The organism is Kitasatospora sp. NPDC059088 (assembly GCF_042738155.1).
GTDB lineage: Bacteria > Actinomycetota > Actinomycetes > Streptomycetales > Streptomycetaceae > Kitasatospora.
The window spans coordinates 29,397-40,443 of record NZ_JBHYGR010000083.1 but is presented as its reverse complement, the minus strand read 5'-3'; the positions used below and the strand labels follow the sequence as shown (position 1 = coordinate 40,443).

At 76.1% G+C, this 11,047-nt stretch carries 7 protein-coding genes; 2 read left to right on the top strand and 5 right to left on the bottom strand.

Annotated features, from left to right (window positions below; translation table 11 throughout):
- A partial coding sequence (locus tag ACFWXO_RS30120; RefSeq protein ID WP_380527527.1) for a tetratricopeptide repeat protein occupies nucleotides 1-1,445 on the bottom strand: 1,445 nt, incomplete at its 3' end.
- 229 nt (nucleotides 1,446-1,674) lie between these two features.
- On the opposite strand from ACFWXO_RS30120, the gene ACFWXO_RS30115 reads away from it, so the two are divergent.
- A complete protein-coding gene (locus tag ACFWXO_RS30115; protein WP_380527526.1) occupies nucleotides 1,675-3,450 on the top strand; it encodes a hypothetical protein in 1,776 nt (591 codons plus the stop codon).
- Nucleotides 3,451-3,536: 86 nt separating this feature from the next.
- On the opposite strand, the gene ACFWXO_RS30110 is transcribed toward ACFWXO_RS30115, so the two are convergent.
- From ACFWXO_RS30110 to ACFWXO_RS30095, 4 genes are all read right to left on the bottom strand, one after another.
- Nucleotides 3,537-4,571: an ABC transporter ATP-binding protein gene (locus ACFWXO_RS30110; RefSeq protein WP_380527524.1), complete on the bottom strand. Its 1,035-nt coding sequence runs from the start codon at nucleotides 4,569-4,571 to the stop codon at nucleotides 3,537-3,539.
- The gene (locus ACFWXO_RS30105) at nucleotides 4,568-6,106 is read right to left on the bottom strand and encodes an ABC transporter permease (protein WP_380527522.1); all 1,539 of its coding nucleotides are present in this window, start codon (nucleotides 6,104-6,106) and stop codon (nucleotides 4,568-4,570) included. The genes ACFWXO_RS30110 and ACFWXO_RS30105 overlap by 4 nt, the downstream gene beginning before the upstream one ends.
- The gene (locus ACFWXO_RS30100) at nucleotides 6,103-7,155 is read right to left on the bottom strand and encodes an iron ABC transporter substrate-binding protein (RefSeq protein ID WP_380527520.1); all 1,053 of its coding nucleotides are present in this window, start codon (nucleotides 7,153-7,155) and stop codon (nucleotides 6,103-6,105) included. The genes ACFWXO_RS30105 and ACFWXO_RS30100 overlap by 4 nt, the downstream gene beginning before the upstream one ends.
- 390 nt (nucleotides 7,156-7,545) lie before the next feature.
- A complete protein-coding gene (locus tag ACFWXO_RS30095) occupies nucleotides 7,546-9,792 on the bottom strand; it encodes a heavy metal translocating P-type ATPase (RefSeq protein WP_380527518.1) in 2,247 nt (748 codons plus the stop codon).
- Nucleotides 9,793-10,027: 235 nt separating this feature from the next.
- Here ACFWXO_RS30095 and ACFWXO_RS30090 point away from each other — a divergent pair, with 235 nt between their 5' ends.
- Nucleotides 10,028-10,966, top strand: a complete 939-nt coding sequence (locus ACFWXO_RS30090; RefSeq protein ID WP_380527516.1) for a hypothetical protein — start codon at nucleotides 10,028-10,030, stop codon at nucleotides 10,964-10,966.
- Nucleotides 10,967-11,047 lie beyond the last annotated feature (81 nt).

Genomic DNA, 11,047 nt, shown 5'->3' with positions numbered 1-11,047 from the left:
GCCTCGCGCAGCGCGGACCGGTAGCCGGGGGCGCCGGGGTGGTCGGCGGCCAGCCGGGTGCGGGCGAGCCGGTCGCGGGCCAGGGCCTGGCGGACGTGCAGTTCGGGGTCGTCCAGGGGTTCCCAGCGGGCGAGGGCGCCGGCCGGGTCGCCGGTGCGGGCGAGGGCGAGGCCGTGGTGGTAGGCGGCGATCCGGCTCCAGCGGGAGTCGGGTTCGGTGTCGGCCTCGGCGCGCAGCAGCGGCTCAGCCTCGGCGGCCCGGTCGGCGGCGGTCAGGGCGGCGCCGAGCCGGACCCTGGCGGGGCGCCAGTCGGGGACCTGGCCGAGGCCGGTGCGGTAGTCGGCGGCGGCCTCGGCGTGCCGCTGGGCCCGTTCGTGGACCAGGGCGAGGCCGAACCGGGCCGGGGCGAAGGAGGGTTGGACGGTGAGTGCGGCGGTGAACTGCTCCCGGGCCTGGTCGTCGGCGCCGAGCAGCAGGGCGAGCCGGCCGAGGGCGTAGCGCGGGCGCGGGTCGCCGGGGGTCTCGGTGGCGGCGGCCGCGAGGTCGGCCCAGGCGGCGTCGGTGGCGCCGAGGCGCTGCCGGGCGAGGCCGCGGAAGAGCAGGCTGTCGGTGCGCAGGGCCGGGCCGCGGCCCCAGGGGCCGGGGTCGCCGGGGCCGCGGCGCAGGGCTTCGTCGAAGGCGGCGGCGGCGGGTTCGTCCCGGTGCGCGGTGAACAGCTGGGCGCCCCAGCGGAACCAGAGTTCGGCGCCGCCGCCGGGGGCCGCGGCGGCGAGCAGCGGTTCGGCCTGCTCGGCGCGGCCGGTGGCGTTCAACAGGGCGGCCCGGGCGAGGACCGGCCAGTCCTGGCCGGGCAGGGCGGCGAGGGCCCGGTCGGTGGCGTGGTCGCGCTGCTCGGGCGTGCCCTCGCGGCAGAGGTGCTGGAGCCACCGTACGGTGCGGGCGACGGCGTCGGCGTCCTCGCCCGAATCGGTTCCGGTGGCGCTGCCGGTTTCGGTGGCGGTGCCGGTGCCGGTGGTGGCGGCGGCCCGGAGGTAGGCGAGGACCGGGCCGAGGTCGCCGTCCGGGGCCTGGGTCCGTTCCTCGGCGAGCCGGCGCAGGCTCCAGCGGGGCAGTTGCCGGGCCGGGTCGGTGAGCAGCGGGAAGGCCTCGCGGTGCAGGGCGAGGGTGGCCTGCTGGTCGCCGGTGGGGATGGTGGCCTCGGCCTGGCCGAGCAGGGCGAGGCCGCGCTGGGTGCGCAGTTCGGCGGGTCCGGTGGCGAGTTGGCGGGCCAGCCGGGCGTAGCGGCGGCGGGCCTGCGGGGCCTTTCCGGCGGCGAGCTGTCCGGCGGCCGCGGCCAGGGCCTTGGCGACTCCGGCCGGGTCCAGGGTGGTTCGCCTACGGGCGAGCAGGACGGCGGCCGCCCCGGCCAGTGCCACCACGATCAGCAGCACCGCAAGCTGCAGCATGCACCGTCCCCCTGTGCCTCGATGTCGTCCCGCTCCATGATCAACATTCCCCGTACGACCATGAGTTGACGTTGTTTCGTGATGTTGCTCGGGCGCCCATCAGAATAGGCCCTCCTCCGGTCGGACGAACAGAAATGCGCACTATCCTGGGCAGCGCGCAGGCCGTACGGCAGTCGCGCGTCCGCAGTGGTGAGGAAGCGTCGGGGGTCGCGTGTCAGAATCTCGTTGGGTGCCCGGGCTCCGCTTCGGGCCCGAGTTCGACCCCGAACAGTACGAGCTGCTGGAGTTCCACCACCGGGGCGGCGAGGCCGAGGTGTGGCGGGCGGTGCGCACCGGGCACAACGGGATCAGGGAACTCGTCGCCGCGAAGATCATGCTGGAGCGCGACCCGTCCGAGGTGCGGCGCTGGCTCGGCCGCTGGGACGACGTCTCGCACAACGCCCACCGGCTCGGCGTCACCGACCTGGTGGTGCCCAGCTTCCTGCTCGGCCCCTCCCCGCACCGGCCCGGCGCGGCACCCTCCGGCGGGCTGCTCGGCTACCAGATCTCGCCCTGGGTCGACGGCGTGCCGCTGCACACCTGGGCCCGGGCCCAGCGCGGCGGTCCGGCCGCGATGGCCGAGGTGCTGGCCCGGCTGTGCCGGATCGTCGACGAGCTGCACCGCAAACGCTGGGTCCACCGCGACATCTCCCCCGCCAACGTGCTGGTGGACGGCCAGGGCCTGGTCAAACTGATCGACCTGACCTTCCTCGCCCCGCTCGACCACACCCTGACCGTCGCCGTGTTCACCCCCGGGCACGTACCGCCGGAGGCCGAACAGGTCGGCGGCTTCCCCACCACCGCCAAGGACCTCTTCGCGGTCGGCACCCTCGCCCGCACCCTGCTGCTGCCCGACCACGGCCGGCTCGACCACCGGCTCGCCGCCGAACAGGCCCGCGCCGAGCTGCTGGCCGCCGGTTACGGCGAGGAACTGGCCCGCTGGGCCTGCGAACCGCTCGCCCGCGAGCCCGACCGGCGCCCCGCCCCGCTCGGCCCCTGGGCCGCCCGCGGCCGCGAACTGCTGCGCGCCCACCGCCCGGTGGCGCGCACCGCGGGCCTGGCCGTACTGCCGGACCGGGCCGGCCGGCCGCTGGTGGTCACGGCCGGCGCCGACGGCACCGCGCTGGCCGGCCCCGGACGCACCGGCCACCGGCCGCCCGCCGGCCAGGGGCCCGGTGCGGTACGGGAGTTGGCGGCGGGCTGGGCCGGGCGCCAGGGCGAGCTGGTGGTCTGCGCCGAGGACCGCTCCGGCACCCTGTGGGTCGGCACCGCGGCCGGCTGGTGGGAGGCCGCCCGCGGGGTCAGCGGCCTGGCCGGGGCGGTCGGCGCGGCCGGGGAGCTGACCGTCTGGACCGCCGCCGCCGGCGCCCTGCGCTCCTACCGCTGGGCCCCCGGCCTCACCCTCACCGGCCAGGAGCACCCCGGCTGCCCCGCCGACCGGGTGCTCGCCGCCGAGGAGGAACGGCCCGGCGCCTGGCTGGTCCTGGTCGAGCACCGCGAGCGCGTGCTCAGCTGGCGCCCGGGCTCCGGCTCACCACCCGTCCCGCTCGGCCCGCCCGGCACCCTGCGCGCCGGCGCGCTGGCCCGCGCCTCCGCCAGACCGCAGGCCGCCACCCTGCGCACGGACGGCTCCGCCCAGTTGCACACCCTCGGCTCGGCGACCGCCACCGCCACCGAGATCGGCGACGGGGAACCCTCCCTCGGCATCGCCATGGTCGGCCACCGCGGCGGCCCCACCGTCGCCCTGGCCGGCGCGGGCGGCGTCCGGCTGCGCCTGCCGCCCGGCGGAGCCTCCCGGCGCCCCCGCTGGTGGCGGCCGACCCTGCGCCCCGCCACCCGGGTCGCCCTCGCCATGGGGGACGACTGGCGCCTGTGCCTGGCGGCCGTGGTGGAGGGCGAGTTGCAGGTCTGGCAGGAGGACGCGGCCTACCGCTGGCAGGCGGTGGACCTGCCCGAGGGGCCGTGACGACGGCGGACCGCACGGTCCGGGGCCGGTCGGCGAGGTGCGTGCCCAGCCGTCAACCGCCCGGCCGCCCGGCGCTGCCCGGACGCTCACTCCCCCGGCAGCAGGTGCACCGGCCCCGCGGCGGCCAGGTAGGCCTCACCGCCCACCGGCCACGGACGGTCGGCGGAGACGATCAGCACCTCGGGCAACCCCGCCGCGCCGGGCCGCAGTTCGACCCGGTGGTCGTGGCCCCGGAAGTCGCTGCCGAGCACCTTCGCCGGGACGGCGCCCGCCACCGGCTCGGCGGTGAGCCGCAGTTGGCCCGGCCGAAGCAGCGCGAGCGCGCCGCCGGAATCGACCGCGGGGTCGGCCAGCGGAAGGGCGCCCAGGGCGGTCAGCGCCTCGACTCCCCTGGCCTCGGCCGGGATCAGGTTCGCCTCGCCGAGGACGCCCGCGACGGCGGCGTCGGCCGGGCGGTGGTAGAGCTCCTCGGGGCTGCCCGCCTGGGCGATCCGGCCGTCGCGCAGGACGGCGACGGTGTCGGCGAAGGAGAGCGCCTCGTCCTGGTCGTGGGTGACCAGCACCGCCGTGGTGCCGGACTGCCGCAGGGCGGAGGCGACTTCGCGGCGCAGGTCGGCCCGCAGGGCCGCGTCCAGGGCGGCGAACGGTTCGTCGAGCAGCAGCAGGCGCGGGCGGGGCGCCAACGCCCGTGCCAGGGCGACGCGTTGCTGCTGGCCGCCGGAGAGCTGGTGCGGGCGGCGCTCCCCCAGGCCGGACAGGCCGACCAGGTCGAGCAGTTCGGCGACCCGGGCGCGGCGCTGCGAACGGGGCAGCCCGAAGCCGATGTTGGCGGCGACGCTGAGGTGCGGGAAGAGCGCGCCGTCCTGCGGGACGAGGCCGACGCCCCGCTGTTCGGCGGCGAGCCTGCGGCGGCCGTCGTCGAGCACGCGGCCGTGCAGCACGACCTGCCCGGCGGCGGCCGGGTGGAAGCCGGCCAGCACCCGCAGCAGGGTGGACTTGCCGCAGCCGGAGGGGCCGAGGACGCAGGCGAGCGCGCCGTCCGGCACGGTCAGGTCGATGCCGTGCAGGACGGGGCTGCGTCCGTGGGCGGCGTGCAGGTCGACGACGGAGAGTCCGGTCATCGGGGGCTCCCGGATGGGCGGCGGGTGAGCAGCAGGACGGAGGGGACGGACAGCGCCACCATCAGGGCCGCGTACGGCGCCGCCGCCCCGTAGGCGAGGCCGCTGGTGTAGACCCAGAACTGGGTGGCCAGGGTCTGGGTGCCGGTGGGGCGCAGCAGCAGGGTGGCGGTGAGTTCGGTGGAGGCGGTGAGGCCGACCATGGCGACGGCGGCGCCGAGGCCGGGCAGCACCAGCGGCAGGGTGACCCGGCCGAGGACGGCGAGCGGCCGGGTGCCGAGCGAGCGGGCGGCCTCCTCGACGCCGGGCGGCACCTGGGCGAGGGCGGCGCGGACGGCGGTGAGGGCCAGCGGGAAGAACAGCAGGACGTACCCGAGGACCAGCATCGGCGGCTGCTGGTAGAGCGGCCGGGCCCAGCGGACGGCGAAGAAGACCACCGCGAGGGCGACCGCGATGCCGGGCAGCGCCCGGGTGAGGTAGGCGATCCGCTCGGCGGTGCGGGCGGGCCGGGTGCCGCGCCGCCAGCCGTACAGGGCGACGGGGAGGGCGGCGGCCGTGGCGACGACGGCCGCGCCGAGCGCGTAGCCGAGGGTGGCCAGGGTGGCGCCGAGCACGGAGGCGGAGGGCAGGGTGGTGGAGCTGCCCTTGAGCAGCCAGTACGCCAGCGCGTACAGCGGCACCCCGAGCGAGACGCCGACCAGTGCGGCCAGCGCGCCGAGGGCGGGGGCGGTCCAGCCGCCGAGCCGTACGGGCACGGCGGGGCGGGCCAGGGCGCCGTGCCGGGTGGTGCGCGCCCGGCGGCCGGCCCAGGCCTCCAGGGTGACCAGCAGCAGGGCGAGGCCGACCAGCACCAGGGTGAGCAGGGAGGCGGAGACCGCGTCGAAGCCGAGCTTGTACTGGGTGAACACGGCGGTGGCGAAGGTGGTGTAGCGCAGCATCGCGAAGGCGCCGTACTCGCCGAGCAGGTAGAGCGAGACCAGCAGGACGCCGCCGGCCAGGGCGGGCCGGGTGAGCGGCAGGGTGACCCGCCACAGGGTGGCGAGCCGGCCGCGGCCGAGCGAGCGGGACACCTCCTCGGCGGCGGCGTCGCCGTGCCGCAGGGCGGCCGCGACCGGCAGGAACACCAGGGGGTAGAGCGAGCAGGTCATCACCAGGACGGCGCCCCAGTAGCCGTGGACGGAGCGGAACAGCGAGACCCAGGAGTAGCCGCGGACGAACTCCGGTACGGCGAGCGGCAGGGCGAGCGCGACGGTCCAGGCCCGGCGGCCGGGTAGGGTGGTGCGCTCGACCAGGTAGGCGGCGCCGAAGCCGAGGACGGCGGTGGCGAGGGTGACGGCGGCGGCCAGGCCGAGGGTGTGCCAGAGCAGGGTGGCGATCAGCGGGCGGCCGAGCAGCCGCCGGGCCTGCTGCCAACCGGCCTGGGCGGCCTGGGCGGTGACGAAGCCGAGCGGCGAGGCGACCACCGCGACGACGGCGACGGCGACGGGGGCGAGCAGGCCGCCGGCCCGCCACCGCCGCCCGGGCAGGGGGGTCGTCACTGGAGCAGTCCGGCGTCCTGGAGCAGGGCCAGGGCCTGCTTGCCGTCGCCGAGCGCGGCCGGGTCGGCGACGGTGCCGAGGCCGGCCAGGGCGGGCAGTTCGGGCTTGCCCTGGACGCCGGTGACCAGCGGGTACTCGTAGCTGGCGGAGTCGGCGATGACGGTCTGGGCGGGCGCGGAGGCGAGGTAGCCGAGGAAGGCCTGGGCGGCGGCCTGGTGCTTGCCGTGCTTGAGGATCCCGGCGCCGGAGACGTCGATCAGCGAGCCCGGGTCGCCCTTGGGGAAGTAGTGCAGGGTCGCGTGGGTCCCGGCGGCGCCCTTCTCGTCGCGCATCCGGTAGAAGTAGTAGTGGTCGATGACGCCGCCCTCGACCTCGCCGCTGTTGATCGCGGCGGAGAGGGTCTCGTTGCTGTCGTAGACCTTGGCGTTGTCCTTGAGGCCCTTGAGCCACTGCTTGGTCGCGTCCTCGCCCTTGGCCTTGAGGACCTGGGTGACGACCGGGGCGAAGTCGGTCTCGCCGGGGGCGATGCCGAGGCGGCCCTTCCACTCGGGCTTGGCCAGGTCGAGCACGGAGGCGGGCGGCGCGGTGTCGGCGGCCTTGCCGGTGCCGGCCAGGAAGGCCGAGCTGCGGGCGGAGACGCCGACCCAGTCGCCGTTGCCGGAACTGTCGGCGGCCGGAACGGACTTGAGGGTGTCGGGGGCGACCTTGGCGAGCAGGCCCTTGTCGTCGAGGACGGTGAGCGCGGGCGGGTTCTCGGCGTAGAAGACGTCGGCCGGGGAGGCGTCGCCCTCCTGGAGGATCTGGTTGGCGAGCTCGGCCTCGTCGCCGGAACGCAGTTCGACCTTGATGCCGGTGCGCTTGGTGAAGTCCTCGGTGAGGGCCTTGACGGTCTGTTCGTGCTGACCGCTGTAGACGGTGACGGTCTGGCCGGCCGCGGCGGTGGCGCTGTCCGCGCCTCCCGTCCCGCCGGAGCTGCCGCAGGCGGTGAGGGCGAGGGCGCAGACGGCGACGAGGGACAGGCCGGCCAGGGGCCGCACGGTACCGGGCATGGTGAAGGTCCTCCGGAAGGGCAGGGGACGGCCGCCGGGGCCCTCGGAAAGCGAGGGTCGGCGGCCTGACGGCACGAGAACCTAAGGCAGGAAAGGCTTGCCTAACAAGTGTCGGAGCGTCACATCTCGGCCCGGTCGCGGCGGGGTAGGACTTCGGTGAGCGGACTCCCAAGTACGGGCAAAACAACCGCCAAGTACGGGTCACAGGTGGCAACTACGGACGAACCGGACCCCTGGCGCCCTGGACTCACCATCACGATGAGTAACGAACCCGGGAGCGCCCCGGACGGCCGAGGGCCCCGGAACCGGGCGACGGTTCCGGGGCCCTCGGCCCTGCGGCGGCGGCTCAGCGGCGGCTCTGCGGCGACGGCTCAGCGGCTCAGCGGCGGCTCAGCGGAAGCGGCGCAGCCGGAGGCTGTTGCCGACCACGAAGACCGAGGAGAAGGCCATCGCCGCCCCGGCGATCATCGGGTTGAGCAGGCCCGCGGCCGCCAGCGGCAGGGCGGCGACGTTGTAGCCGAAGGCCCAGAACAGGTTGCTCTTGATGGTGCCGAGGGTCCGGCGGCTGAGCCGGATGGCGTCGGCGGCGGCCAGCAGGTCACCGCGGACCAGGGTGAGGTCGCCGGCCTCGATCGCGGCGTCCGTCCCGGTGCCCATCGCCAGGCCCAGGTCGGCCTGGGCGAGCGCGGCCGCGTCGTTGACGCCGTCCCCGACCATCGCCACGACCCGGCCCTCGGCCTGCAGCCGCTTGACGGTGTCGACCTTGTCCTGCGGCATGACCTCGGCGATCACGTGCTCCGGGGCGATGCCGACCTCGGCGGCGACCGCCCCGGCGACCGCCCTGTTGTCGCCGGTCAGCAGCACCGGGGTGAGCCCCAGGGCCCGCAGCTTCGCGATGGCCTCGGCGCTGGTCGGCTTGACCGCGTCCGCCACCTCCAGGACGGCCCGGGCCTCGCCGTCCCAGCCGACCGCGATCGCGGTGCGACCGGCCGACTCGGCCGCGCGCTTGGCCTCGGCGAGGCTCTCGGGCAGGTACTGCGACCACTCGTTGAGCAGCGCCTCCCGGCCGGCCAGCACCGCACGGCCGTCCACCACACCCTGGACGCCCAGGCCGGGCACGTTCTCGAAGCCCTCGACGGCGGGCAGTTCCCCGGCCCTGGCGGCGGCGGTGGCGATGGCCCGGGCGATCGGGTGCTCGGAGGCGTGCTCCAGGGCGCCGGCCAGGCGCAGCACCTCGGCCTCGGTGACGCCCTCGGCGGTGTGCACGGCGAGCAGGGTCATCTGGCCGGTGGTGACGGTGCCGGTCTTGTCCAGGACGATGGTGTCGACCTTGCGGGTGGACTCCAGGACCTCCGGGCCCTTGATGAGTATGCCCAGCTGGGCGCCGCGGCCGGTGCCGACCAGCAGGGCGGTCGGGGTGGCCAGGCCGAGGGCGCACGGGCAGGCGATGATCAGCACGGCGACGGCTGCGGTGAAGGCGGCGGTCCAGCCCTCGCCGGTGCCCAGCCAGTAGCCGAGGGTGGCCACCGCCAGGGTGATCACGATCGGCACGAAGACCGCGGAGATCCGGTCGGCGAGGCGCTGGGCGGCGGCCTTGCCGTTCTGGGCCTCCTCGACCAGCTTGGCCATCCGGGCGAGCTGGGTGTCGGCGCCGACCCTGGCGGCCTCGACCACCAGCCGGCCGCCCGCGTTGACGGTCGCACCGGTGACGGCGTCCCCGACCCCGACCTCGACCGGGACGGACTCGCCGGTCAGCATCGAGGCGTCCACCGCGGAGGCGCCCTCGACCACGGTGCCGTCGGTCGCGATCTTCTCGCCGGGCCGCACCACGAAGCGGTCCCCCACGGCGAGTTCGGCGATCGGGATCCGCACCTCGGCGCCGCCGCGCAGCACCGTCACGTCCTTGGCGCCCAGTTCCAGCAGCGCCTTGAGAGCGGCACCGGCGGTGCGCTTGGAGCGGGCCTCGAAGTAGCGACCGGCCAGGATGAAGGCGGTGACGCCGGCCGCCGCCTCCAGGTAGATGTTCGAGGCGCCGTCGCTGCGGGCGATGGTGAACTCGAAGCCGTGCCGCATGCCCGGCATCCCCGCGTCACCGAGGAACAGCGCCCACAGCGACCACAGGAACGCGGCGCCGGTACCGAGCGAGACGAGGGTGTCCATGGTCGCGGCGCCGTGCCGGGCGTTGGTCCAGGCCGCGCGGTGGAACGGCCAGGCGGCGTAGGTGACGACCGGGGCGGTGAGGGTGAGCGAGAGCCACTGCCAGTTGTCGAACTGCAGGGCCGGCACCATCGCCATCGCGATCACCGGGACGGCCAGGGCGACGGCGGTGAACAACCGCTGGCGCAGCGGCGCCAGTCCGTCGGCGGGCTCGCCCGGCTCGGCGCCCTCGCCGCCGGCGGCGGCCGGGGGCCTGGGCAGCGCGGCGGTGTAGCCGGTGGCCTCGACGGTGGCGATCAGGTCGGCCACCTCGACCTCGCCCTCGAAGGTGACCTTCGCCTTCTCGGTGGCGTAGTTGACGCTGGCCGCGACGCCGTCCATCCGGTTGAGCTTCTTCTCGATCCGGGCGGCGCACGAGGCGCACGTCATTCCGCCGATCGAGAGTTCCACCTCCGTGGAGGCGGGTGCCTGCGTGGTCATCGTTGCTCCTCGTGACAGTTGTTCCGCCTGGTCCGTCCGGCCGGGCCGTCATACCCTGGAGGGGTATCGGGCGGTGCCGGGTTCATTTATACCCCTGGGGGGTAGGGAGGGCAAGCCCTGGGCCATACCCCCCATGGGTATTTTTCCGCGGCGGGATCGGCTTGACCTGATACCCCCATGGGGTATTCACTCAGGGCACTCCTTCCCCTTCACCCCGACCGAGGAGAACCCCGCCGTGAACACCGCCCTGCGCATCACCGCCTTCACCACCGGCCTCGCCGCCGCCTTCGGCCTCGCCCTCGGCGTCGGCCACGCCACCGGCACCGGCACCGGCACCGCCGCGACCAGGCCCGCCGCCCACGCCGGACACGACGCAGGGGGCGGGCCGGCCGACCCCGACCGCCTCCCCGGCGGCCTCCAGGTCTCCGAACGCGGCTACACCCTCAGCCTCGACCAGCCCTTCGTCACCGCCGGCTCCCCCACCGACCTGCGCTTCCGCATCCTCGGCACGGACGGCGAGCCCGTCACCGCCTACCAGCAGCAGCACGAGAAGGAACTCCACCTGATCGTCGCCCCGCGCGACCTCTCCACCTTCCAGCACCTGCACCCCGTCCTCGCCGCCGACGGCACCTGGAGCGCCCCCACCGCCGTCCCCGCCGCCGGCGAGTACCGGGTGTTCGCCGACTTCACCCCCGCCGGAGCGAGCGAGGGCCTCACCCTCGGCGCCGACCTCCACGCCGCCGGCGACCTGCGCCCCGCCCGGCTGCCCGACACCGGCCGGACCGCCACCGTCGACGGCTACACCGTCACCCTCGGCGGCGACCTCACCCCCGGCCGCAGCAGCCACCTCACCCTGGACGTCAGCAAGGACGGCGCCCCGGTCACCGACCTCCAGCCCTACCTCGGCGCCTACGGCCACCTGGTCGCCCTGCGCGCCGGCGACCTCGCCTACCTCCACGTCCACCCGGACACCACCACCCCGGGCCCCGGCATCGGCTTCACCACCACCGCCCCGAGCGGCGGCAGCTACCGGCTCTTCCTCGACTTCCGGCACCAGGGCACCGTCCGCACCGCCGCCTTCACCGTGACGGCCGACGGCAGCATGGCGCCCGCCCCCGCCGCGACCACGGCGACCACGGCGACCCAGGAGCCGGCCACCGGCCACCAGCACTGAACGGCCCCGCGTCCGGACGTGGGGGGGGGGGGCGGGCGCCCCCGCGCGCGCCCGCGCCCGCCCGGGGCCCCCCCCCCCGCG

Bases quoted from the DNA above. Each gene is read 5' to 3' on its own strand.
- ACFWXO_RS30110 (WP_380527524.1), bottom strand. From the start codon at position 4,571: ATGACCGGACTCTCCGTCGTCGACCTGCACGCCGCCCACGGACGCAGC.
- ACFWXO_RS30100 (WP_380527520.1), bottom strand. From the start codon at position 7,155: ATGCCCGGTACCGTGCGGCCCCTGGCCGGCCTGTCCCTCGTCGCCGTC.
- ACFWXO_RS30095 (WP_380527518.1), bottom strand. From the start codon at position 9,792: ATGACCACGCAGGCACCCGCCTCCACGGAGGTGGAACTCTCGATCGGC.